Consider the following 23,746-nt stretch of genomic DNA (forward strand, 5'->3'; position numbering starts at 1 on the left):
AAAGTAATATCATGCACAATAAAAATGATTCCCAATAAAAACAACAAACCAAATCTACCACCTAAGGTTTAGCGCAGTGTCAACACTAACTCTCGATCAACTACCGTTCGGGCAACCGGCAGTTATTACCCGACTGTTGCCCGAATCTATGCCATTTCGCCGCCGCTTGTTAGCCATGGGCATCACTCCCGGCAGCCACGTTACTGTTATCCGCACCGCCCCCATGGGCGACCCTCTGGAAATCAAAACTCGTGGTTTTTACCTGTGCCTGCGCCGCAGCGAAGCACAGGCTATTGGCGTAGTTGAGGCTGAGTAATGAAAATAGCATTAATCGGCAACCCCAACAGCGGCAAAAGCACATTATTTAACGCCCTTACCGGCTCTCGCCAGCAAGTAGGCAACTGGCCAGGTGTTACTGTAGAGCGCAAAATTGGCAGTACCCAGATAAATGGGCAGTCAGTAGAAATCGTCGACCTACCCGGTACCTATGCCATCGAAAACCTCGACATGGCAGCCTCACAGGACGAAATGATCGCGCGCGAATTCGTGCTCAACGAACCTGACACCCTAATTATCAATATAATCGATGCTACCAACCTGCAACGCAGCCTGTACCTTACCTTTCAGCTGCTTGATCTGAAAAAGCCAATGCTGGTCGTACTCAACATGATGGATGCCCTGCAAAACATGGGCGAAAACATCAATATCAGTACCCTTACCCAGCAGCTTGGCTGTCCTGTCATAGCTATATCCGCAGCGAAAAAGATGGGTTTAATACAATTGCAGCAAGCAATCAGCAAAGCTTTCAGCCAGCCTGTAGCTGCTGACCCGCAACTGGACACCCTCGGAAAAAAACAAAGTGATATCATCCGCCACTATCTGTCGCAACTGCCGGCAGACAGTGTAGTAAACCAAATCGATCAATGGTCATTAATTGAACTGCTGCTAAAACAAAGTTCTATTTCTCTTAGCAGTGACGAAGAGCACATTGTTCAGCAATGTCGTGACGAACTATCTAGTTGGTGTAACTATGAAATCGACATCGCACTGGCTAGCTCTCGTTACGATGCCATTGACCAGCTAAGCCGTACGGTTATCGAAAAACCACGTGAAGCAAACCAGTCATTATCCGACAAAATCGACCGTTTTACCCTAGGCCGATATACCGGCATACCGTTTTTTCTGTTTGTCATGTACCTTATGTTTATGCTGGCAGTAAAATTCGGCTCCGTATTCATCGACTTTTTCGATGTTCTTTTTGGCACAATATTTGTTGATGGCTTTTCTACCTTACTTACCCATATTGGTTCACCAGAATGGCTGATAGCTATACTGGCTAACGGCATCGGTAGCGGCATCCAAACTGTAGCCACCTTTATCCCTGTCATTGCCGCCATGTTTCTGTGCCTGTCGTTTCTCGAGGATTCAGGCTATCTGGCACGAGCAGCCATGGTTGTAGACAGAGGCATGCGTGCCATCGGTTTACCGGGTAAAGCGTTCGTGCCCATGCTCGTTGGTTTCGGCTGCGGTGTGCCAGCCATTATGGGCACACGCACCCTAGACTGCGCACGTGACCGTCTGATGTCCATCAGCATGATTCCGTTTATGTCTTGTGGCGCCAGATTACCCGTCTATACCTTATTTGCCGTTATCTTCTTTCCTAATAATGCTTCCAGTGTCGTATTTATCTTGTATTTACTCGGTATCGGTGTCGCCATCTTTACCGGCCTGATACTCAAACACACTTTGCTACCGGGTGATACAACACCATTTATCATGGAAATGCCCGCCTATCGCCTACCAACACTACGCGGCATGCTCTACCTCACATGGTCACGCTTAAAAGGGTTTATTTTCCGTGCCGGACAGGCCATCGTGCTGATGGTTACCATTCTTAGCTTGCTCAACTCCCTTGGAAGCGACGGTTCATTTGGCCACCCCGATAGCAGCCAGTCTGTACTATCTGTAGCCAGCCAAAAAATCACTCCCGTGTTTACCCCAATGGGTATCAGCGAACAAAACTGGCCAGCCACCGTTGGAATCTTCACCGGCATCTTTGCCAAAGAGGCCGTTATCGCCACGCTTAATTCCCTCTACTCAATGAAAGCAGAAGAAGACGGTGGCGAGGAAGAATTCAACCTGCAAGCAGGCATCATCAAAGCTTTGAAAACCATTCCAGCCAACCTTAGCGAAATGGCCGGTTCATTTCTTGACCCGCTCGGCTTCAGAGCCCTTGACGAAAATACAGCCAGCGTCCAGCAGGACATGGACATCAGCAGCCGTACCATAACTAAACTTGAAAGTTCCTTTGGTGGCAGCGCCGCTGCCATGGCATATTTGATATTCATTTTGCTCTACACCCCCTGTGCCGCTGCGCTTGGTACCATCTACCGCGAAGCCGGCTGGCGCTGGATGCTATTTGTTGCTGGCTGGACATTCCTCACTGGCTGGAGCTGTGCCACCGTCTACTACCAGTATCACCAGCTCAGCCGTTCGGCCAGTGCCTCCTACTGGATTGGTGGTGTTGCTATTTTACTGATCCTCGTAATCTGTGCCATGAAAATCATCGGTAGCCGGCGCCAAACCTGTCAGATAGCCATGAAAACATGTCCACATAGCAAAGGCAGCTGCTGCCACTGACCAGATGCACATTTTTACCAGCCGCTAAAACAGATTTACCCAAACAGATAATGATATCTGCCCTATCGTCACTATCTGTTTGTATTCAAATACCTAACCAACAGGAACCATAACAGAACAGGATAGACAAAAAATGCTCATCACTGCCATTCGCGATTACCTTATCAGCATCGGACAGGCCAGCCTGCAAGATTTAGCACGCCATTTCCAAGTACAGGAAAGCGCTATGGAACAAATGCTCAGCTTTTGGCTGCGTAAAGGGACCATACGCCAAATTAGTCTTACTCAGCCCGGATGTAGTCCAAACCAATGCAGCAACTGCTTCGCCTGTCCCGATGGTGCCAAAAAAATTTATCAGGTCGTCAGCAGCCCCCGCAAAACCATCCCCATCACCTCCGCACAACACAGCATCTAAACAAGCCAGATTCAGTCAAAATTGATTAGCAAAGTGACAGCATAAATCAATACCAGCAACATACCGCATGTAAATACAACCGCCGTCGACCAGCATATAAAAAATCAACGTTATTGATTAATAAAAATAAATTTTTCTAAATCATTAACACAACCCAACCACATCCCTACCGAATAAACAAACACTCAGCTGCCTGCATCAGCAAACATTACTGTGCAAAACGCCTATTTCCATTACAATCGTCTTCTTAAGCAATTGAAAACAGCATAGACAGGCATGGCACTGCGCACCAAATAGACGACCGCTGCATTCATCTCTCATACACAACAGCCGCGGCCAGTCTTACCCTTCACACGCGCAGCCACACCAGCAACCAGCCTGTAGTAAAAGGATAAAACATGTGTGGCATAGTTGGCGCCATTCGCGCTCAGAATAACGTAGTAGAATTTTTAACCAGCGGTCTGGAACGACTGGAATATCGCGGTTATGACTCCTCTGGTATTGCCGTCTGGACACCCAATGGCATAGAGCGCGTACGTCGCGTCGGCCGCGTTAAACTAATGGAAGAAGCCGCACAAGCCGCAGGTCTAAAAGGCAGCCTTGGCATCGGCCATACCCGATGGGCAACACACGGCGGTGTTACCGAACCCAATGCCCATCCCCATATTTCAAATAACCTGATAGCCATCGTCCATAACGGCATCATCGAAAACTTCGAAAGCGAACGCAACCGCCTCGAAGCACTGGGCTATCAGTTCACCTCACAAACCGATACCGAAGTGATTGCCCACAGCATTCATTACGAATACACCCACAGCAGCAATGGCAACCTTTTTCAAGCAGTACAACACGCCTGCCAGCGTTTCCAAGGAGCCTACGCCATCGGCGTTATCGCTCGCGATAACCCCGAAAAACTGGTAGCCGCCCGCATGGGCTGCCCGCTGTTAGTGGCACTGGGCGAAAACGAAAGCTTTATCGCCTCGGATGTCTCCGCTGTAATTGCCTATACACGCCGCGTGGTATTCTTGGAAGATGGCGATATCGTACAGTTATCCACAGACGGCATCGACCTGCTGCTCGACAAACACCAGCAACCGGTGGAACGCGAAATCAAAATGTCTGAGCTGTCACTCGCATCGCTCGAACTTGGCCTGTACAGCCACTTTATGCAGAAAGAAATCCACGAACAGCCCAAAGCCATCACCGACACCGCCGAAGTATTTTTAGTTGGCGGCTTCGAACCGGCCAACTTCGGCATTAATGCTGCCGCCATCTTTGAGCGCATTCGCAGCATCAAAATTCTTGCCTGCGGCACCTCCTACTACGCCGCCCTAACCGCACGCTACTGGCTCGAAGCCATCGCCCAGATACCCACCGATGTGGAAATTGCCAGCGAATACCGCTACCGCAAAGTGATTGCTGACCCCGAACAATTGGTAATTACTATTTCCCAGTCCGGCGAAACCCTCGACACCATGGAGGCGCTCAAATATGCCCAATCACTGGGCATGCAGCACAGCCTCTCTATCTGCAATGTAATGGAGTCTGCGCTGCCGCGCGAAAGCGAGCTGGTACTGTATACCCGTGCCGGTGCCGAAATCGGCGTTGCTTCCACTAAAGCCTTCACCACCCAGCTAGTGGCCTTGTTTGGTTTGGCGGTTACCCTAGGCAAAATGCGCGGACTGGTTACCCCTGAGGAAGAAGAGCAATACACCAGCGAATTGCGCCTGCTACCGGGTAGCGTCCAGCATGTACTTAATCTGGAACCGCAAATCGCCAGTTGGGCAAACCAGTTTGCTGCCAAAAACAACGCCCTGTTTCTCGGCCGCGGCATCCACTACCCCATCGCCCTTGAAGGCGCACTGAAACTGAAAGAAATCACCTATATTCATGCAGAGGCTTATCCTGCCGGCGAACTCAAACACGGGCCATTGGCATTAGTCGACCAGAATATGCCCGTGGTTGTGATTGCGCCTAATGACAGCTTGCTGGAAAAAGTCAAAGCCAATATGCAGGAAGTTGCAGCACGCGGCGGCGAACTGTTTGTCTTTACCGATTTAGACAGCGAATTCACCGCTGGCGAAGGCGTACACGTCATCCGCACGCCGCGACATATGGGTGTACTGTCGCCAATTGTTCACACCATACCGGTACAGCTACTGGCGTATCACACCGCACTGGCACGCGGCACGGATGTGGATAAACCGCGTAATTTAGCAAAATCGGTAACGGTGGAGTAAGCTAAATCAAAACTTATAAACAATAAACACATAAAATCCAGTTATAATAAAATTATAACTGGATATCTTTTTGATTTAAAAAATTATTCTTTATAGAAACAATTGAATACTTTAATGTACAATGCGATTTCAAATTTAAGCTAAAAAATTAATTTTATATTTTAACCATATTTATTTTTAGTATAAATGAATTTTTTGGAAGTATGTACAATTGTTATTAAAATAAATTTATTAAAAATTGTTTGAAATTATAAAAACATCCCTAATATATGTAATTGTTAAATATAAATTAAGGTTAAATTATGGATGTTAGTAGTTTTAACAATCTTCATGAAATGTTCACTGCCCCTAAAGATGGTTTTAAATTTAAAATTCACCCTACTCAAGCAGATTTTGAAGAATTTAATAATATAAAAAAAATAGTAAGAAATAGCTTAAAAGATAAAATTAGAAATTATCTTGAAAATCGAGCAATAAGCAATATTTTTCCAAAATTTCGCGTTCAAGGGTCTTGGGCATACGGTACATGTAATTTACCAGCTAAATCTAATCAAGAAATGGACATGGATTATGGCGTATATTTGCCAGTTCGTGTATTTGACTGTTTTAACTCACAAAATGACAGTGCACAGGCAAGAGATTACTTTAAACAGATAGAGCAATTTCTAAGTGAATTGTGCACAAATCAAGGTTGGCAGTTAGATAATACTAAAACAACATGTATTCGCATGAAAATTAAGGACAATGCCCATGTAGATGTGCCACTTTATGCCGTACCTGATGAAATGTTTGACAATATGAAAGAAAGAGACAGGCTTGTGTTAGCAACTGAAGCTGTAGTTTTTGACCAAGCATTAGGAAGAAATATCATAGGAATTAATGATTGGTTTGCGTATGATTATACCCTTGAAGAACTCAAATCAATAGATTTAGCTGAAGAAACTCTTGCCGATAAAAACATCCAGACAATTCATATGGCTAAACGAGATGGAACATGGCAATCCAGTGACTGTGAAATTATTCGTGAATGGTTTACTAAAAAACTAAAAGAATTTCCTGATAATGGTAAACAATTACGTAACATTTGCCGATACCTAAAAGCTTGGAGAGACTGGGCTTTTGAGAGTGGTGCACCAAGTTCTATTTTATTGATGGTCATTGCCTGCAAATATTATACATTTCATAAATCACGTGATGATATCGCTTTGCTAGAAATATTAGAAAATTTGCCAGAAACCTTAGCTAATGATGTATATGAAGATATCCAAGGACATAATAGAGAAGACTTCAACCGTATGAATTCTAATCAAAGAGAAAAAGCGAGAGTATTAGCAAATGATCTACATAAAATTTTTTTAGGTAATTTAGTAAATAATAATAAAGCACATATTATTTCATCCATGATTGCACAGTGGGGAAATCGAATGCCTACTAATGAGAAATTGATAGTTCTTAATCAGAGTTGTGAGTTTGATAGACCTCCATTAGTGCAAAATATTGTAACTCCTCAAACACCCTTAAGGCAAGGTTAATGAATTACATGGTGTGGCAGGCAATTAATTATGATTTTACAGTTAGGATTGATAAAGTAATATTCAAACAATTAATTGCCTATAGGCAAACACTAATGGGAAATGAGCCTGAATCATTGGGATTACTCGTTGGATTAGTATGGCCACGAGCTTTCTGGTTAAAGCATTTAACATTTCCTACACCTTTTGACAATTTAACCCGATATTGGTGTAGTCGTTCACAAAAATCTGCATTATATAATTATAAATTGTTAAAGGTTATTAATCAGCAATCTGGTAACCAATTACATTATTTAGGTGAATGGCATACACATCCTGAAACCAATCCACGGCCATCTACTACTGATTATATTAACTGGCAATTATTACCTGAGAACAAATTTTATGGCCGAAATATTCGTTTGTTTATGATTTTAGGAACCAAAGACCCTATAAATGACTGGTTGGGTTTGAAAATCAACGATATTTTCATTGAACTGAAATTATGCGAAAAAGAAATATACAGCAAGAAATAATAATCATTCTTTCAAAATGGGGGTATGAACCTGTTTCTGAAAATGAATTACTAAAACCTGACAATATTAATTGTTCTCTTTTATATCGAAAAAATTTATATTTTGAAAATTTATTTAACATCGAGATTTTTATAAATTTTACTGATGATTCTCTTTTGAGTTATCCCGAAATATATATATCAGAAGCTCAAATGGACAAATTAAGAGCACGATTTCCGCATATTTATAATCCGATCCCTCATTTAGAACCGAGTAAAATTTTTTATAAAGACAATGAACTATTTTCAGTTTGCTATCAACTACATGATTCTAATATTGTTCCAAGAACTAATCTTTTCATGTTAATGAACATTGTAGAAACTTATATACGCAACTACTTTTATAAAATTGTTGATCAGCAACAATATATTAAAGAATATAATGAATATTTTATAGGAATTATAAATTTATTAGTAACCTGTACTGATTCATCAAAAGAATCTTGGATATTATATTCTCCAGAAGAAAATATAATATTAGATAATTGTTCTCAAAAATTAAAAAAAATACTTAGTTTAAAAATAAATGATAATTACAATCCAGATTTTACTGTATTAACAAATCACAAAAAACAATTAACAATCACCGATTTTTTTAATTTTCTAAGGCTTTGGGATAAGGTAGCATACCAACATTTTATTAAACTTTTAAAAAAGAACAAACTTATATACAACATATTGATTTCATCTAAAAATTTCGTATTTGGTATTAGCTTCAGCTGGATTCGAAATGAAACAAAAGGGTTAAAACATATTGATAACAAGAAATTATTACAAAACCCCGTTAAATTTCATATCGTACATAAATATGATTTTAAATCAAGCATTTTGCGAAATTTACCAAACGAATTCAGACAAGGCTTATTTGATAAAAAAATTTTTCAGATTGGATTAGGTGCAATTGGCGGATATATGGCTGACGCCTTAATCAAAATAGGAGCAGGTTTTGAAAATGATTTTATAATAATTGATAATGACAGACTCGAAAATGGAAATGTAGGACGCCACTTATTAGGAATTGAATATATAGGGCTTTATAAAGCAGAGGCTTTTCTAAAATACATAAATAGGCAAACTCTAGATCAAGCTAAAAAAATAAGAGGATTAGTTGAAAATATTAGAGAATATTCCTATCAATATTTTATACAAAATAAAATTGATCTAATTATTGATGCAACTGGAAGTATAGAAGTTCAAGAATACGTTAATGAAATGGTTCAAGACATCCCCTTACAATACCGTCCAATTATTTTACATCTCTGGATTTATGGCAATGGAGAATGTGTACAAGGATTATGGGTACATCCAAAGGAACAACAAGAATCTGGAGGGTGTATATCTTGTTTAGGATCATCTGGAATAGGACTTTATAATCAATATCTTCCTGTTATCGATGCTGATGTAGAACAACGTATAGGTGTATGTTCAGCATTTACACCTTATGCTATTTCTGAAGGAATGATGGCTACGTCCTTGGGTATTAATATGCTATTAGAATGGATTGCAACAGGAAAAGTCCAAAACAATTATCAAACCCGCTACAACTCAAAATATAGCGATAAGAAAATCGAAGACATCAAACTTGTAGCTAATCCTTTATGTCCTATGTGTGGAGAAAAAAATGTGTAATCAAAATTCTTTCAAAGTCTTATCTCTTTCTGGTGGGGGTTATCGTGGCCTATATACTGCAAAAGTGCTGGAAAAACTTGAGGAACAGCTAAAAAAATGGGATGAAAATGATTGCCTTGCAAATTATTTCGATTTAATCACAGGTACATCAATTGGTGGAATTATCGCATTAGCTCTTGCATATGAAATTCCTGCAAAAAAAATTGCAGACATATTCGAAGAAAAAGGTAAAGAAATTTTTAAAAAACAGGCCTTTATAGGAGTTAATAAAGCAAAATATAAAACAGAAAATTTAAGACAGATATTGTTCCAATGGTTCGAAAACAAAATTATTGGAGATTTAAAACATCCAATAGCAGTTCCTGCCATAAATTATACAACCGGATATCCGGTAGTTTTTAAAACCGCACATCATTCAAGTCTAAAATGTGATTGGAAAATTAAAATTGTTGATGTAGCGCTTGCCACTTCAGCAGCACCCACTTTTTTTAAAAGACATACAATAGGAACGAGTGAATATATTGATGGCGGAATGTTCGCTAACAGTCCAAGCTTAATAGGGCTTCATGAAGCTGAATTTTTTTTTGAACAATCATTAGAAAACATTCAAATTTTATCCATAGGGACATTATCAGGAAAAAAAACCATCAATCCTAAATCAAATAAAAAAGGTGGCCTTCGTGATTGGGGTGAAGGGAGTATTAAAGATGCACCGCGTAATATAATTGAGATCACATTAAGTTCTCAGCAATTATTTATGCAACAATTAGTTAAACATCGTCTAAAAGAAAATTTTGTTGTAATCGATGAGACTTTAACACAAAGTACAGCTCCTTATGTTGGATTAGATATAGTTACTGATAATGCCAAACAAATACTTTTATCAAATGCCGAGCAATCAGCAAAAATTGCCATAAGTAAAAATGAGGTAAATGTTTTTTTTCAAAAAAAAGCCTCCAAACCAACATTTTACGACTCAGTACAGAAATAATTTATATACAAGTAGATTTAAAATAAAATGAATATTTTAATACTATATTTTATTCAAATATTTTTTTATCATTTAAATGAATGGTATTAACCTTTTTTTTAAAACACGCCCTAGTCTGTTGGCTAAGGCGGGTTGTGTCAACGATGGGTTTTGCTTAGTTAGTTTGTTTGATGTCTAAGCTTTGCTGGTGGATGCGCTTGGCGCTGCTGGTAAGGCTTTCGAGCAGGGTGAAGAAGACGCCACTGAATTGGAGCATTTCGTCGTCGTTTACCAGTTGGGTATTGGCGAATACGAACTGGCGTTCGAGCATCAGTTTACTCAGGGATTGGTTTATTTGTTTGCTGAGGCTGTTGATGGCTTGGCAATATTCGATGATGCTGCTTAGGTGAAGGCGCTGAGCTGCTGCGCTTTTTCTTCTGTGCTGAGCTGTAGATGCTGAATACTCGCCAGTTCGGCTATCTGTTCGAGTAATAAGCCGATGCTATTGCTTAGGCCGGTGGTGAGGATCTGTTCGCGGGTCATAGTGCACCTCCTTGGCTATGGTAGATGCAGGTGCAGCTGCGAACTTGAGCGCGTTGATTTGCGCTTGGTTGTGTGATTGTTTTAAGCATGTAAATTCCCTGAGGTTAGAAGACTTAACAAAGTAGGCTAAAATTATTTCTTTCGCGGGTAATGTATTTCTCGCCCTCTCGCCCATAAAAATTTATTCGTTTATCATGAATAAATAAATTTTTTTGTTAAAAAACCGCAATGTTGCTGCGATTTTTATTTTGTGAAGACTTCGACACCTCATGCGCCTATCATGCCAAGGGTGGTTGTGTTTGTCAATTCAGCCGCGCTGTGTTTAGTAGTTGTGTGGCCAAGTCGTGTTAGTGGCCGCTAGTTTTTTACTCTCTACCATGCGGCTTGTGTTGGCAGCTAGGCTTGTGTTGGGCAAAATTTCAGCTTGCTGTCCACTTGCTACTTTTTATCGTTTTTTTGCGGATGATTTAGTTATTCTATTTAGCTAGGCATGCTGATTGATTTAAGCTAGTTCAGGAAAGCACAACGCGCAATAAAGATAAGACGGCTTTCTGTACTCTTGCTGGGCAGATGTGGCTAGCAATAGTTCTTGGCTAAGTTATGACTAAGCGGTGAAGCTAAGCAGGTTTGTGCTGCTGTTGGTCTGTGTGTGCAAATTAGGTCAAAAACCGATTCGTTATGGTGCTGACGCTAGCTGGCTGTACGCTGCGTATATGAAAATTGATTATAGAAAATTTTTATTGAGATGCTTTGTTTGTTCAGATGGCGGTTCTGAAGCTGTATTAGTGGATGAAGATTGCATTTGGTGGTGGATTTCATTCGGGTTGTGTCGGTTGATTTGGCTGCTGTTTTTCGCCTGTTGCTGCTTTGGTTACTCTGGTTGCCGGTATTTTTTATGTCAGTTGATGTGTGTCAATAAAGCGGAAGTTGTAGCATTTTGCTGGCTTAAAACCATTGCCATATGAGAATAATTATTATTTAATCCTGACACTTTGATTTGATGTCTGTGTTATGAACTCTTTGGATTTAAGCCGTTTTTACGCCGCCTCTACTGGGCTGCCGTTTCAGGATAGATGGGCGGTGATGCCATTACGTGCCAGTTTGCCTTTAGCTGCTGAAAAGATAGAAAAGCAATGGACTTTATTACAGCAATCGCCAATATCTGGCAATAAAAGGCTGATTTATATTCATATTCCTTTTTGTGAAACGCATTGTCAGTTTTGTGGTTTTTACCAGAATCTGCTGCGCAAATTTGATACGGATAAGTATATAACGACTTTACTAGCTGAGATTGCTCTGGAAATGAATAATCCGGTGATGCAGTCTGCTCCGATTCACGCTGTTTATTTTGGGGGCGGTACGCCATCTGCTCTGCCCGCAGGTCAACTGGCGCGGGTTATCAGCTTACTCAGACAATCTTTGCCACTGGCGCCAGATTGTGAAATTACGATTGAGGGGCGAATTTCCGATTTTGATGAAGCACGTACAGAAAGCTATATTGCCGCCGGTGCGAATCGGTTTTCTATCGGTGTGCAAACTTTTGATACGGATATCCGGCAGAAACTGGGACGTTTATCCAGCCGTGAGCAGATTGTTGAGACATTTGAGCGTATTGGGCGGCTAGACTGTGTAGCACTGGTGTGTGATTTGATGTTCGGTTTGCCGGGGCAAACTGTGCATAGCTGGCAGACTGATCTGGAGCTGGCAGCCGCTTTGCCGCTGGACGGGTTAGATTTGTATGCATTGAATCTGCTGCCAACTACGCCTTTGGCTAGAAGAGTAGATAAAGGACAGCTTGAATTACCGGCCGTGGCAGCTAAATGTGAATTTTATTTACAAGGTGAGGCGTTTTTACGCCAGCAGGGATGGATGCAATTAAGTAACAGCCATTGGGCAAAAACCACGCGTGAACGAAATTTATATAACCTGTTGATTAAGCAAGGAGCAGATTTTTTTGCTTTTGGCTCCGGCGCAGGTGGGCGTTTAAATGGGCATTCGTTTATGCTGCATCGTAATCTGACTGAATACTATGCACAGATGCAGTCAGGTAAAAAGCCTTTGATGATGCTAACGGATAAATCATTGTTGGGTAGCTGGTTACATCAGCTTCAGGCGGGGATTGAGGTGGGACGGGTGAATTTACCCGCGCTAACGTCTCAGGCGGAATTGTTGGAACCGCTGCTTATGCAGTGGCAGCAGGCTGGTCTGCTGGTCAATGAAAGGGGCTACGCGCGTTTAACGCCGTCTGGCCGTTTTTGGTCAAGTAATCTGTTGCAAGCATTGCAGCAGTTACTGCTGGTTTTAAATAATCCTGAACATCTTGAGTGGCAGGAAAAAATGATGCATCGCCAACCCACCGGCAAACCAATACAGCGTTTTGCCACAACTTCGTGACAAAAATACGTTTAGTCCAATTGACTTGATTAAGGGAAAACGATGACAAAACATTCACAAAACAATAATCTGCAACTATTTATGCGTAGCAATCCAGAAGGGACGCTGGAACAGATTGCGCAACAATATCAGGTGACACTGGCTGAGGTGATTAAGGCAATACCGGATGTGGTGATAACCGCTGGCAGCCACTTTGATGCAGTGTGGCAAGATGTGCAATCATGGGGAGAAATTACTTTTCTGGTGCATACAGCAGATATTATTGCGGAATTTTCGGGTTTACTACCAGCAGGTAAATATGGTGCCGGTTATTTCAATCTGCAACATCAGCAGGGGTTCGGCGGCCATATTCGCGCAGAAAACTGTGCGCAGATTGCTTTTGTAGAACGCAGTTTTATGCAAATGGCTACGGCGTCGATTATTTTTCTCAACCAGCATGGTGACGCAATGTTTAAAATTTTTGTGGGGCGAGATGAGCAGCGGCAGCTGAAAGCAGAACAATTAAATAAGTTCCGCAGTCTGGCACAGCGTTTTGCCACCACACAGGAGCAATGATGAAAACATTACTGTTGTTCGGGGTAAGCCAAAAAATGGGCACAGCTTATCAGGTATTGCAGCAGGCTTTACAACAGACCGGTCGCTGGCGCTGTGTGGCACTGGTACGGAATGAGGATTTTGCCCGCAAGTTACAACAGCAAGGAGTGGAAACAATAGTTGGTGATGCCACGAATGAATCCAGTGTGCGCGAAGTGTGCAAGCTAGCTGGTCAGGATACTGTGATTGTGTCTACCTTGGGTGGTTCGGCAGGCGCGCACTATCTGGCACAGCGGTTGATTATGGATACGGCAGAGCTATGTGGTATCGGCCAGATGCTGCTGGTGACATCATTGGGCTGTGGTGATACTTGGGCAACAATGTCAGAGCGTGCGAAAAAAGCTTTCGGACATGCAGTGCGAGAAAAATCTCTAGCTGAGGTGTGGCTGCAAACCAGTACGCTAAATTATGAGATTTTGCGCCCGGGTGGTCTGGCGCAAGGTGAAGCTACTGGCACTGGCAAGTGTTTTTATCAGCAGCAGGTACAGGGTTATATTCATAGAGCAGAGTTAGCGCGGATAATTTTACAAAGAATCAGTGCGGATAAGCTTGATAACCGTGTGTATGCTGTAGTTGATCCGGGGCTTGATACTGAGGATAAATAAGCTGTAATAACAGTTTGTGGATAATTAAATGATCTACATATAAAAACCGCCAGTCTACAATGCATTGTTTAAACACTTAGATTGGCGGTATTTTTATCGTTCAGAGTATCAGGCTTTTTTAACAAAACATGCTTTTAGCATAATTTTCATACCGTCTACTTTACAGTCTATTTCGTGATCACCCTCAACCAGACGGATTCCTTTGGCTTTGGCACCTTTTTTCAATACAATGCTGCTACCTTTGAGCTTGAGGTCTTTAATCAGAATCACATCATCACCGTTGGCTAACGGATTGCCATTACTGTCTTTGACATCCAGCTCCTGTGTGGCTGGTGTACTATTAGCATCCCATTCATGCCCGCATTCGAGGCAAACAGTAAAATTGCCATCAAAGTAATTTTGTTCACTAGCGCATTGCGGGCAAATCGGCGTTATTTCAGACATGGTCAGATCTCTATATGGTTTAAAGCGGGGATTGTACCGAAATCTACTGCAACCACCACATTTTTATGTGTAACTTACGCCCTTTTTCAGCCGTTAGTATCCGGATGCTGAAATTAATTCCGATTTTGATACTGCTGCGCCGTTTTTTCAGAACGTTTAAACACTAGCTCGTGTTCATTCGATTCTTTTGCGCAATACTGGTAACCATGGTCGCTGAATTCATGCAGCATTTTAGACGACTCAAGTTTGTTACGCACAATGTAGCGAGTCATCAAACCCATCGCTTCTTTATCATAGGCGTTGACATTCATGTATTTTCCGGCTTTTTCATCAAGAAATACAGGTTTAATTACTTTGGCTTTCAGTTTATCGCTATCAATTACTTTGAAATAATTGTCAAAGGCTAAGTCGATGATGGTATCGGTTTCAATCTGATTCAGATGGTTGGTAAGAATGTCATGCCAGAAATGATACAAATTGATTCCCTTTGGATTTTCCAGTCGCACATTCATACTCAGACGATACGGTTGAATTAAATCCAGTGGCCGCAGTAAACCATAAAGGCCAGAAAGAATGGATACTGTTTTCTGCATGTAGTCCAGTTCGTGCAATGATAATTCACTGACGCGCATGCTATTGTAAATATCACCGCCATAGGCAAAGATAGCCTGTAAAGCATTATCGAGGGTAAAAGGCGGCTTCCAATCGCGAAAGCGTTGCTGATTCACTTCAGCCAGATGCGGGCTAATGTGCATAATTTCTTCTAATTGTTTGAGGCTAAGTTTTCGGCAAATCTGTACCAGCTGTTCACTCTGTGTCAGAAATTGCGGCTGGCTATAAGTGTCGCTCAGGCGCGGATTAGCAAAGTCCTGAGTGGTGGGTGCGGCGATTATGGTTAGCATACTGCCTCCTGTCTATTTGCTGGCACACTTTAAAAAAGCTAATTAGTATCAACATGATGATACACATGAAACTGATGAAACTACTTTAGCTGAAAAATGATTGGAGCAGGATAAGTTGGCTGACTTTTACCACAATGCTACATTTATATTACATTTCAGTAATTTATCTGTCTCATCTTTTAAACACTTCTATTTGGATGGCTGTTGGCCAAACGTTATTCAGTCAAAATATTAATGAAAAAATTATCTTAAAATAGAAAACGGGGCTGCTTTTTGTCCAGCAGCCCCGTTAGTTTTCAAACAAATTTAGAATTCAGCGTCGATGTCTGCAATACTTACCAGTTTAGCATTCACGAATTCTTTTAATCCTAAATCAAGCAATTCGCGTCCGAAGCCGGAGCGTTTCACGCCACCAAACGGCAAATCAGCTTTAACCATGGTGGGATGATTAATAAAGACCATACCCGTATCAATCTGCTGAGCCAGTTTGGCACCGCGTTCTTCATCAGACGTAAAGATAGAACCACCTAAGCCATATGGGGTATCGTTGGCGATTTCAATGGCATGAGCTGCATCTTTGGCGCGGTAGATAGAAGAAACCGGACCAAAAAATTCCCAGTGGCGTGCCGGATTATCCGGCTGAATATTGGTCAGGATAACCGGTCGGAAAAAACATCCCTGAGCCGGCATATCCAATGCAATTTCTTCAGCATGAGCGCCCAGTTTTACCGCTTCATCCAATTGTTGTTGCAAACCAGTCACCGCAGAACGAGAAGATAGCGGTGCCAGTGTGGTAGCGGCATCCATCGGATCACCCATGCGCAGCTGACGCACTCCTTCGCGGTACAGATTCAGGAATCGATCGTAAACACCTTCTTCTACAATAATGCGTTTGGCACTCACACATACCTGCCCTGCATTCCAGTGACGGCCAAATACAGCCCATTTGGCTGCTTTTTCGATATCAGCATCATTCAGAACGATAAATGCATCGGCGCCACCAAGCTCAAGAGTACATTTTTTTAATGCTGCTCCAGCCTGTGCAGCCACAATAGCACCAGCACCTTCTGAACCGGTTAAGGCTACACCGCGTACGCGCGGGTCGGCAATGATTTTTGCCAGTTGTGCATGCGTTGGGTACAGGTTCTGAAACGCACCATCCAGTAAACCAGCCTGTAACAGCATGGCAGCCATTTTGGCGGCACATTGCGGCACATTGGACGCATGTTTCAGCACAACCACATTACCGGCAGCAAGCTGCGGGGCTGCAATACGGGCAATCTGATAATATGGGAAGTTCCACGGCTCAACTGCCAAAATAATACCTTGTGGAGCAAACTCAATGCGAGCACGGTTGCCCTTATTTGAAGTAACTGGCAACACTTCCGGCTGCAGCTGACGCTCAGCATGAACAGCATAATACTCAAAAATCTGCGCAGAAAGCTCGGTTTCAGCTTTAGCTTCGCTAAATAGTTTACCCATTTCCAGTGTCAGTAACTGGGCATATTCATCAATATTGGCTCGAAGAATATCAGCAGCATTTTGTAAAACACGCGCACGCTGGGCAAACGTAGTGTTTTTCCACTGTTTAAAAGCAGCATCTGCATGATTCAAAGCAGTTTCCAGTTCAACATCGGTGGTATCAGAAAATGCTTTTACCTGTTGCTCGGTGTAGGGATTGGTACTTGCGTACGCCATATATTTACCTTTCATTTATAGAAGTTACACCACGTTTGCTGCCCTTAAGCATACAAATGAATGGCTGCAGTTCGGGCAGGTTTTGAGACAATCTTTTGTGTTTAACTATCTGGAAATGGTTGTGTGCCTGATGTGAATGCTACCGCGCTTCTGTACACCAATATTTCAGATGAAATCAGGCGAGGTATTCTTTTCATACCTGAAACGTTTCAGACATGATTATGTATTTAATTCAGTTTAACAATTATTTACTGCGTTATCAAGTATGCAACTAAACTGTGCAATATAGTCTTTCATCTGAGTCTGCAAAGGGTCGTTTCTGGATCAATTACCGGGTTGTAAAGAATTTTATACTCAATCATTGATAGTTTACTGTCAGGCAATAATCCTCATTTTTATTTCCTGAATCACACTTGCGATAGTAGCGCCACCCGCTTAAGCTGTTTTGGCAATCAATCATAAGGAACAGACACATGAGTAAACTAGCTATTTTGGTATTTTCCGGTTATGGCCATACACTTAAAATTGCTCAGGCAGCTGCAGCCGATACCGATGCTGTACTGGTAGAAATCGATGCCAATGGCGAGCTGGATGATGATCAGTGGCAGCAATTGCATCAGGCCAAAGGTATCATCTTTGCTGCACCTACCTATATGGGCAATGTACCTTGGCAGTTTAAGAAAGTAGCCGACGCCACTTCCGGCCTGTGGGCAGAGCGTGCATGGCAAAATAAAGTGTTTGGCGGCTTCACCAACAGTGCCAGTTTTAGTGGCGACAAACAAGTAACCCTAATCTGGATGCAGACACTGGCAGCACAGCATGGCGGCATCTGGGTGAGTCTCGGACTACTGCCGGCCAACTCCAAAGAAGCAGCGCGCAACGATGTAAATGTACTCGGAGGTTCCATCGGAGCAATGGTTCAGACACCAGCCGATGCCAGTGTCGATGAGATTCCAGCCGGCGATATCGAAACTGTAAAAATCTACGTAGCTCGAGTAAGTGAAATTGTAGACAAATTGGCCTGAGCATTTCATTCTGTTTTTAGCTTACTTACAGAGTATCAGCCCGCCAGCTATTATTGTGTGTATTAACATTCAAAATAAGCTGAAGCGGGCTGTTATGAAAAATTCCTTTGTCGTCTACAGATTATGCGGCTGCTTTCTGGTTTTCCACCATGAAGCCAGAATCGCCAGCAGTAAAGCAGTAAATACCACAGCCAGTGAAGCAAAAGAAGGAATGTGCCACCATTTTGCCACCAGCATTTTGGCACCGATAAAAGTCAGGACCACTGCCAACCCATATTTGAGATAAACAAATTTTTCAACCACATTGGCCAATAAAAAATACATCGCACGCAAACCAAGCACCGCGAAAATATTCGAAGTAAACACAATAAACGGGTCAGTGGTAACAGCAAAGACAGCCGGTATACTGTCTACAGCAAAAACCACATCACTCAATTCAATCACTACCAATGTAAGCAATAATGGCGTGGCCATGCGCTGACCGTTTTCGATGGTAAAAAATTTCTCACGATTAAATTGCTCACTGATGCGCATATGGCGGTGCAGCCAACCTATCAGTGGGTTATCAGCCAAACTTTTATTCTCATCTTTTTCCGGCAGCATCAGCTTAATCCCGCTATAAAGCAGGAATATACCAAACAGATACAGCACCCACTCAAAGCGGCTGACCAGAACTGCACCCAAAGCCACCATCACAGCACGTAGGACAATTGCCCCCAATACTCCGTACAATAACACTCGGTGTTGATACTCTGCCGGCACCTTAAAATAACTAAATATCAGCACGAAGACAAAAATATTGTCCACCGATAAAGATTTTTCCAGCACATAGCCAGTAAGAAAATCCATCACCGAATCAGCAGCCACCTCACTGCCCAGCATCGGATTATGCAGCAGCTCAAAATAGAGCCAGACAGCAAAACCAAGTGAAACAGTAATCCAGACGCATGTCCACAGCAGCGCTTCTTTAGTGCTAACGCGATGTACGCCTTCTTTTTTCAGCGTGAGCATATCTATCGCTATCATTACAATTATGATGACGATAAATACGCCATAAAATAAAGGTGTGCCCACTGAATTCAAATGAGGCTGCATAAATTCTTTCTTTTTAATATTTTTATCATTCAATTCCCGTTGCTAGAAGCCACTCTTCTAAACAAAATAAGAAACGAGCCAGTATTAAACAATAACATAGATACAACTACTACTGGCAACAGTTGTGCATATACAAACACTCTTCCGGTTCCAATTAAACGGATAATTCATTGCAATAACGATCAAAGCAGAAAATCTGGGGCTGACTGATACATGCATTATGAAATAAAACCGCGTTTTAAAAATTATCCCAAAACAGCGACAATAAAGCCCACTCCTACCACGGAGAACGATTTAAGCTCATTTCAGCACATTTCAATTATTATCAACCTTCCTCAATACCAAGCATAATGCTGAAAGTTTCAGAATATAAAATCATCGCTACATTAATATGGAAAAATAAAACTGGGATGACAGTTCTAACACTACAATCTTCGGATATCAGCCGTCATTTTTTACTTTTGGTTAAATTCAGATTGTCTTTCATTTCACTGATCACATACTTATAATTGAAAGAGCCCTTTCTTTATTAATATCAACCAATTCAGTATAGGAGCAACTTTAGAAAGCAGATATTGCTTGGTTTAGCTTATTTAATTAACTTGCACGTTACTCAGAGCAAAATTGTTTTCAGATTGTACTGTTTCACTGCTAGCCTGACGGCCAGATACAGATTTAGAATAGTCACATATTTACCCTATTTAATTAAATTTAAAAATAATATTTTAATTATTTCTTCTTTTATATTACAAAAATTATTCAAAATGAAAACTTAGTACAAACATCAACTTTCCTAAGCTGTATTTGATTTTACCAACCAATCAATGTTTACTTGCTTTGAATTCCAGATTCTTAAACGTTTCAGCACAACTTATCTGCCCAAATAAAAACCTTATAAACATGAAAAATTAAAAAACAAACTAAACAATAAAGAACTAAAGTTAAACAACAGCACTGAAAAAGCATACTCTCAATTTGGCAGGAACATTTTCATCATCAAATATTTCAAGCTCATAAAAAAAAATTTTCCGCCCAACCAGCATTAAATATCGTATATTTATTTCCATCCCGCATTACCAGAACATTTACCTACGCAGAAACAGTATAAAAGCAGTCTAACCTACTGAGCCGAAATATTAATAAAGGAGAAAACGGATGAAAACAATGTCTGTAGCAGCGCAATGGCATCAATTATGCAACCACAACTACTGTGTCCGCTTTACCGATGTGATTCTCCGCAGCTACGGTCAGGTCATGCTCCAAAACAATGCATTATCTGGACTGATTTTTCTGCTAGGGGTACTGATGGGGGGATGCTTTACGGGCAAACCAATTATAGGAATAGCCAGTTTAGTGGCCGTAATCAGCGCCAACATCATGGCCTATGTGTATAAGCTTAATGAAAAAGCATGGCAGCAAGGTATCTATGGCTTTAATGCCTGTCTGACAGGCATTGCATTGGCTACGTTTTGTGAAAATTCACCCTATTTATGGTGCACTATCGTACTGGCATCCATACTTTCGGTCTTCATTACCAAAGCCTTAAGCACAATATTACAGCAATGGTATTTACCCTGTCTGACCATGCCCTTCATCCTGATTACATGGATATTCCTGTTGGCAATTCCTTCTTTTTCAGCGCTGTCACGAGTACAGGCAGATACCGCTACCGCACACATTACCAGCTTTACACTGTTGCACCTGCTGCCAAACAGCATTCTTGGCATTGCTGAGGTATTTTTATTCAACAGTACACTGGTGGGAATAACATTTTTAATCGCTCTGGCTGTTAATTCCCTCCGAATCACCCTATATGCCATAATCGGTTCAATCCTTGCCATCGGCATCGCCCTACTGTACGGAGGTCAACTTGAGCTTATTACACTGGGGCTTTATTCATTCAATGCGGTATTAACTGCTATTACATTGATTACCTTCAGCAATTCACCAGACAGTAAAACCAATTTATATATTTTACTGGCTATAATTCTCACCGTATTTACTCAGTCTGCCCTTACTACTCTTCTGAAACCCTATTCACTTCCGGTACTGACAATGCCTTTTGTACTGGTCAGCTGGTTATGGCTGCTGATTAACCAGACACTAAATCAACGCTAGTTAAATGCAAAAATAAAAACATTCTTTTATGATAAAAAGATTCATTAGTAAAAATGATTTTGAGGGTAAAAATAAAACACCTAGTGCTCTGCATAAGTATATTCATACTAGTGTAGATCCGGTAAATAAATTCGATCCAAGCGGATATATGGGGTTGGGCGATGTTATGACATGGCTTAATATCCAATTAAATTTGAATTTATTTAATACAGCCTAAAGAATACTTAACGTATACCATAAAATTAATGCTGTTTTAGATGTACTCTTTACTGTTCGAATGATTCTTGGTGTTGTTGGAGGAACTATGCTCTATTGGAAAATACAATTCCCAGTTCAGGATCCTCCAAGGGATTTGATTTTTCTGATGCAGGTACTCAATTTATAAGGTATGAAACATAAGCATTAACTTATAGGAGAACCAAGGTTGGGTGCTGGATATATATCAAAAATCAAACGTTAAATATTTGAAATCATATATATTATATAAATCAACAATGTTACCTCAGGCACAATCTCAGTTTCGTTTAGATAAAGTCAATGGACATCCTGTAAACTATCATTTGGTTTTGGTAGACCAGGAAAAAATGAAACAGGAGCTATTTTTGGTACAGGTGTGGAAATGTCTGGAGATCGTCAATTATTCAGGATTAACTATGATTTTAAAGGAAAAATGATGCTTATAGCGGAGCAATAGGTTTTAAAATAGAAAAGATTAAAGTGCTTTGAGATAAAGATTTTCCATATCATATGGTTTATAAATGGGAGCGAGGAAATAATAAAAAGAAATTTAGATGATAGTGAAATAACACTACGGAAATAATATTCATATTATGCGCTTAGTGCACTGCAAAAAAATATTACTTAGTGTAACTGAAAATGATGCGGCAAATGTAGAACAGGCTTAAATGCATGAGCAAATTCAGCGATAGGCTGCTTTTCGTTGGTCAGGAATTTCTGTAATAGTACAATCCATACCATAAATTAAGGAGTAGAAAAATGCTGCACGAACCGAAAGCAAAGGGATGTAATTTATATATACTACCTGACGATTCTGTGATTATACAAGGATTCTTTCATGATAATTACGGTCCTGATCTTGTCCATTCTCACGTCAGAGCGCGTATTTCAAAAGAGCTGATACCGGTATTGTTAGGTAAACTTGTATTAAAGATAACCAATACTTCTAAGTTTATTGACGTTCAAGAATGGGTAAAAGATGAAGATTCATATAACAAGGCCTTTTTAAGCTTTGCTGGCTATAAAAATTTTAGAAGGCTGGAAAAAGAGACTGCCTGTGTGATAATTAAATTGGCGAATAATGTGATCACGATTACGCCAACAGAGTATGACCGTAAAGATGGCGGATTTTCACACCTTGTCGATAAAGAGGTAACGTGCTCTCCCGATGCAGAGAGTATTTATGAACATTTGATTCCTTTGCTCAAACGCAGTAACTATGAGCATTTAGCCTCTTAACTGAAACACAATAGCTAGTATTTAAGTTACCTTGATTAAAAAAGATATAAATTAATGGATTCGATTTTTAATCGTTCTAAATAATTTGGTATACAGCACAGGGTGTCAGTAGCTATATTTGGATAAATAACGCATTTCGCCTTCAGGTCACAGGACTGATAAATGTTAAAAATTTTTAAAGCATTAGCATCTAAGCACAAAGAACCGAAAAGAAAGGGATGTAGTTTATACGTATTACCTGATAACTCTGTAATTATACAAGGCTATTCTTATGAGAATCACAGTCCTGGTTTTGTGAACTCTCGTGATATAGTGCGTATTTCAGAAGAGCTGATACCTGTATTGTTAGGTGAACTTGTATTAACGATAACCAATACCACTAAGTTTATTGACCTTAAAGAATGGGTAAAAGATCACGATTCATATTCCAAGGCCTTTCTGAGCTTTGCTGGCTATAAGAACTATAGAAGGTTGGAAAAAGAGGCTGCTTATGTCTTTATTGAATTGGAGAATAATGTGATCACGATTACGCCAACAGAATATGGCCTTTACGGTAGAGGTGGATTTGGATTCCTTGTCAATAAAGAGATAACGTGCTCTCCTGACGCAGAGAGTATTTATGAGCATTTAATTCCGTTGCTCAAACGCAGTAACTATGAGCATTTAGCCTCTTAACAGCAATACAATAGCCAGTAGTTAGGTTACCTTAATTATAAAATCCTCAGAAATTTCATATTTCTGAGGATTTTTGCGTAAATAAAAGGGATATAAAATAGATGGATTCGATTTTTAATTGTTCAAAATAAATTGATATACAGCACATGGTGCCAGTAGCTATACTTGGGCAAATACAGCATTTCGTTTTCAGGTCAA

The 23,746-nt window shown here is 40.9% G+C and carries 22 protein-coding genes; 17 read left to right on the top strand and 5 right to left on the bottom strand.

What is annotated here, in order from left to right:
- Positions 1 to 76 precede the first annotated feature (76 nt).
- The 9 genes from ACQP6D_RS08175 (at position 77) to ACQP6D_RS08215 (ending at position 10,385) form a co-directional block, all read left to right on the top strand.
- Complete coding sequence (locus tag ACQP6D_RS08175; protein ID WP_100140709.1) at positions 77 to 316, top strand: FeoA family protein; 240 nt, start codon at positions 77 to 79, stop codon at positions 314 to 316.
- Complete coding sequence (feoB, locus tag ACQP6D_RS08180; RefSeq protein ID WP_267403835.1) at positions 316 to 2,640, top strand: Fe(2+) transporter permease subunit FeoB; 2,325 nt, start codon at positions 316 to 318, stop codon at positions 2,638 to 2,640. The genes ACQP6D_RS08175 and feoB overlap by 1 nt, the downstream gene beginning before the upstream one ends.
- A gap of 133 nt (positions 2,641 to 2,773) precedes the next feature.
- Positions 2,774 to 3,055 carry a FeoC-like transcriptional regulator gene (locus ACQP6D_RS08185; protein ID WP_367644157.1) on the top strand — a complete coding sequence of 94 codons (282 nt, stop codon included), beginning with the start codon at positions 2,774 to 2,776 and terminating at the stop codon, positions 3,053 to 3,055.
- A gap of 398 nt (positions 3,056 to 3,453) precedes the next feature.
- A complete protein-coding gene (gene glmS / locus ACQP6D_RS08190) occupies positions 3,454 to 5,295 on the top strand; it encodes a glutamine--fructose-6-phosphate transaminase (isomerizing) (RefSeq protein WP_427857904.1) in 1,842 nt (613 codons plus the stop codon).
- Between the two features lie 302 nt (positions 5,296 to 5,597).
- Entirely contained in the window at positions 5,598 to 6,827 is a 1,230-nt protein-coding gene (locus ACQP6D_RS08195) for a CBASS cGAMP synthase (protein WP_427857906.1), read from the top strand.
- Entirely contained in the window at positions 6,827 to 7,342 is a 516-nt protein-coding gene (locus ACQP6D_RS08200) for a Mov34/MPN/PAD-1 family protein (protein ID WP_427857907.1), read from the top strand. Before ACQP6D_RS08195 ends, ACQP6D_RS08200 begins: the two co-directional genes overlap by 1 nt.
- Positions 7,312 to 9,009, top strand: coding sequence for a ThiF family adenylyltransferase (locus ACQP6D_RS08205; protein WP_427857908.1), 1,698 nt, complete (start codon positions 7,312 to 7,314; stop codon positions 9,007 to 9,009). Before ACQP6D_RS08200 ends, ACQP6D_RS08205 begins: the two co-directional genes overlap by 31 nt.
- Entirely contained in the window at positions 9,002 to 10,000 is a 999-nt protein-coding gene (locus tag ACQP6D_RS08210; protein ID WP_427857909.1) for a CBASS cGAMP-activated phospholipase, read from the top strand. The genes ACQP6D_RS08205 and ACQP6D_RS08210 overlap by 8 nt, the downstream gene beginning before the upstream one ends.
- A gap of 187 nt (positions 10,001 to 10,187) precedes the next feature.
- Positions 10,188 to 10,385 carry a hypothetical protein gene (locus ACQP6D_RS08215; RefSeq protein WP_427857910.1) on the top strand — a complete coding sequence of 66 codons (198 nt, stop codon included), beginning with the start codon at positions 10,188 to 10,190 and terminating at the stop codon, positions 10,383 to 10,385.
- Here the strand turns inward: ACQP6D_RS08215 and ACQP6D_RS08220 are convergent.
- Complete coding sequence (locus ACQP6D_RS08220) at positions 10,382 to 10,522, bottom strand: hypothetical protein (RefSeq protein WP_427857911.1); 141 nt, start codon at positions 10,520 to 10,522, stop codon at positions 10,382 to 10,384. The two genes, ACQP6D_RS08215 and ACQP6D_RS08220, sit on opposite strands and share 4 nt — an antisense overlap.
- 629 nt (positions 10,523 to 11,151) lie before the next feature.
- Here ACQP6D_RS08220 and ACQP6D_RS08225 point away from each other — a divergent pair.
- Genes ACQP6D_RS08225 through ACQP6D_RS08240 form a run of 4 tightly spaced genes read left to right on the top strand, consistent with a single transcriptional unit; the run spans position 11,152 to position 14,115 of the window.
- Positions 11,152 to 11,487, top strand: a complete 336-nt coding sequence (locus tag ACQP6D_RS08225; RefSeq protein ID WP_427857912.1) for a hypothetical protein — start codon at positions 11,152 to 11,154, stop codon at positions 11,485 to 11,487.
- 46 nt (positions 11,488 to 11,533) lie between these two features.
- Positions 11,534 to 12,916, top strand: a complete 1,383-nt coding sequence (gene hutW, locus ACQP6D_RS08230) for a heme anaerobic degradation radical SAM methyltransferase ChuW/HutW (RefSeq protein ID WP_427857913.1) — start codon at positions 11,534 to 11,536, stop codon at positions 12,914 to 12,916.
- A 42-nt stretch (positions 12,917 to 12,958) separates the two neighbouring features.
- Positions 12,959 to 13,471 carry a heme utilization cystosolic carrier protein HutX gene (gene hutX, locus ACQP6D_RS08235; protein WP_267391587.1) on the top strand — a complete coding sequence of 171 codons (513 nt, stop codon included), beginning with the start codon at positions 12,959 to 12,961 and terminating at the stop codon, positions 13,469 to 13,471.
- A complete protein-coding gene (locus ACQP6D_RS08240; protein ID WP_427857914.1) occupies positions 13,471 to 14,115 on the top strand; it encodes an NAD(P)H-binding protein in 645 nt (214 codons plus the stop codon). Before hutX ends, ACQP6D_RS08240 begins: the two co-directional genes overlap by 1 nt.
- 108 nt (positions 14,116 to 14,223) lie before the next feature.
- Here the strand turns inward: ACQP6D_RS08240 and ACQP6D_RS08245 are convergent, their stop codons facing one another.
- From ACQP6D_RS08245 to ACQP6D_RS08255, 3 genes are all read right to left on the bottom strand, one after another.
- Entirely contained in the window at positions 14,224 to 14,559 is a 336-nt protein-coding gene (locus ACQP6D_RS08245; protein ID WP_427857915.1) for a zinc ribbon domain-containing protein YjdM, read from the bottom strand.
- Positions 14,560 to 14,672: 113 nt separating this feature from the next.
- Positions 14,673 to 15,461 carry a YaaA family protein gene (locus ACQP6D_RS08250; protein ID WP_370389438.1) on the bottom strand — a complete coding sequence of 263 codons (789 nt, stop codon included), beginning with the start codon at positions 15,459 to 15,461 and terminating at the stop codon, positions 14,673 to 14,675.
- A gap of 306 nt (positions 15,462 to 15,767) precedes the next feature.
- On the bottom strand, positions 15,768 to 17,159 hold the full coding sequence (locus tag ACQP6D_RS08255; RefSeq protein WP_100140785.1) for an NAD-dependent succinate-semialdehyde dehydrogenase: 1,392 nt from the start codon (positions 17,157 to 17,159) through the stop codon (positions 15,768 to 15,770).
- A 473-nt stretch (positions 17,160 to 17,632) separates the two neighbouring features.
- On the opposite strand from ACQP6D_RS08255, the gene ACQP6D_RS08260 reads away from it, so the two are divergent.
- On the top strand, positions 17,633 to 18,184 hold the full coding sequence (locus ACQP6D_RS08260) for a flavodoxin family protein (protein ID WP_100140719.1): 552 nt from the start codon (positions 17,633 to 17,635) through the stop codon (positions 18,182 to 18,184).
- Between the two features lie 114 nt (positions 18,185 to 18,298).
- On the opposite strand, the gene ACQP6D_RS08265 is transcribed toward ACQP6D_RS08260, so the two are convergent.
- On the bottom strand, positions 18,299 to 19,279 hold the full coding sequence (locus tag ACQP6D_RS08265) for a TerC family protein (protein ID WP_427857917.1): 981 nt from the start codon (positions 19,277 to 19,279) through the stop codon (positions 18,299 to 18,301).
- A gap of 1,155 nt (positions 19,280 to 20,434) precedes the next feature.
- Between ACQP6D_RS08265 and ACQP6D_RS08270 the strand changes: the two genes are divergently transcribed.
- The 3 genes from ACQP6D_RS08270 to ACQP6D_RS08280 all read left to right on the top strand — a co-directional run bounded on the left by ACQP6D_RS08270 (position 20,435) and on the right by ACQP6D_RS08280 (position 23,548).
- Positions 20,435 to 21,397 carry an urea transporter gene (locus ACQP6D_RS08270; protein WP_427857918.1) on the top strand — a complete coding sequence of 321 codons (963 nt, stop codon included), beginning with the start codon at positions 20,435 to 20,437 and terminating at the stop codon, positions 21,395 to 21,397.
- Positions 21,398 to 22,393: 996 nt separating this feature from the next.
- Positions 22,394 to 22,873, top strand: a complete 480-nt coding sequence (locus tag ACQP6D_RS08275; RefSeq protein ID WP_367578653.1) for a contact-dependent growth inhibition system immunity protein — start codon at positions 22,394 to 22,396, stop codon at positions 22,871 to 22,873.
- A 162-nt stretch (positions 22,874 to 23,035) separates the two neighbouring features.
- Positions 23,036 to 23,548 (top strand): hypothetical protein, encoded by a 513-nt coding sequence (locus ACQP6D_RS08280; RefSeq protein WP_427857919.1) that lies wholly within the window; start codon positions 23,036 to 23,038, stop codon positions 23,546 to 23,548.
- Positions 23,549 to 23,746 lie beyond the last annotated feature (198 nt).

The organism is Snodgrassella sp. CS2 (genome assembly GCF_050310315.1).
In the GTDB taxonomy this organism is placed as follows: domain Bacteria; phylum Pseudomonadota; class Gammaproteobacteria; order Burkholderiales; family Neisseriaceae; genus Snodgrassella; species Snodgrassella alvi_E.

Coding starts and splice junctions, on each gene's coding strand:
- feoB (WP_267403835.1), top strand. CDS start 316: ATGAAAATAGCATTAATCGGCAACCCCAACAGCGGCAAAAGCACATTA.
- ACQP6D_RS08185 (WP_367644157.1), top strand. CDS start 2,774: ATGCTCATCACTGCCATTCGCGATTACCTTATCAGCATCGGACAGGCC.
- glmS (WP_427857904.1), top strand. CDS start 3,454: ATGTGTGGCATAGTTGGCGCCATTCGCGCTCAGAATAACGTAGTAGAA.
- ACQP6D_RS08195 (WP_427857906.1), top strand. CDS start 5,598: ATGGATGTTAGTAGTTTTAACAATCTTCATGAAATGTTCACTGCCCCT.
- ACQP6D_RS08200 (WP_427857907.1), top strand. CDS start 6,827: ATGAATTACATGGTGTGGCAGGCAATTAATTATGATTTTACAGTTAGG.
- ACQP6D_RS08205 (WP_427857908.1), top strand. CDS start 7,312: ATGCGAAAAAGAAATATACAGCAAGAAATAATAATCATTCTTTCAAAA.
- ACQP6D_RS08210 (WP_427857909.1), top strand. CDS start 9,002: ATGTGTAATCAAAATTCTTTCAAAGTCTTATCTCTTTCTGGTGGGGGT.
- ACQP6D_RS08220 (WP_427857911.1), bottom strand. CDS start 10,522: ATGACCCGCGAACAGATCCTCACCACCGGCCTAAGCAATAGCATCGGC.
- hutW (WP_427857913.1), top strand. CDS start 11,534: ATGAACTCTTTGGATTTAAGCCGTTTTTACGCCGCCTCTACTGGGCTG.
- hutX (WP_267391587.1), top strand. CDS start 12,959: ATGACAAAACATTCACAAAACAATAATCTGCAACTATTTATGCGTAGC.
- ACQP6D_RS08240 (WP_427857914.1), top strand. CDS start 13,471: ATGAAAACATTACTGTTGTTCGGGGTAAGCCAAAAAATGGGCACAGCT.
- ACQP6D_RS08245 (WP_427857915.1), bottom strand. CDS start 14,559: ATGTCTGAAATAACGCCGATTTGCCCGCAATGCGCTAGTGAACAAAAT.
- ACQP6D_RS08250 (WP_370389438.1), bottom strand. CDS start 15,461: ATGCTAACCATAATCGCCGCACCCACCACTCAGGACTTTGCTAATCCG.
- ACQP6D_RS08255 (WP_100140785.1), bottom strand. CDS start 17,159: ATGGCGTACGCAAGTACCAATCCCTACACCGAGCAACAGGTAAAAGCA.
- ACQP6D_RS08260 (WP_100140719.1), top strand. CDS start 17,633: ATGAGTAAACTAGCTATTTTGGTATTTTCCGGTTATGGCCATACACTT.
- ACQP6D_RS08265 (WP_427857917.1), bottom strand. CDS start 19,279: ATGCAGCCTCATTTGAATTCAGTGGGCACACCTTTATTTTATGGCGTA.
- ACQP6D_RS08270 (WP_427857918.1), top strand. CDS start 20,435: ATGAAAACAATGTCTGTAGCAGCGCAATGGCATCAATTATGCAACCAC.
- ACQP6D_RS08275 (WP_367578653.1), top strand. CDS start 22,394: ATGCTGCACGAACCGAAAGCAAAGGGATGTAATTTATATATACTACCT.
- ACQP6D_RS08280 (WP_427857919.1), top strand. CDS start 23,036: ATGTTAAAAATTTTTAAAGCATTAGCATCTAAGCACAAAGAACCGAAA.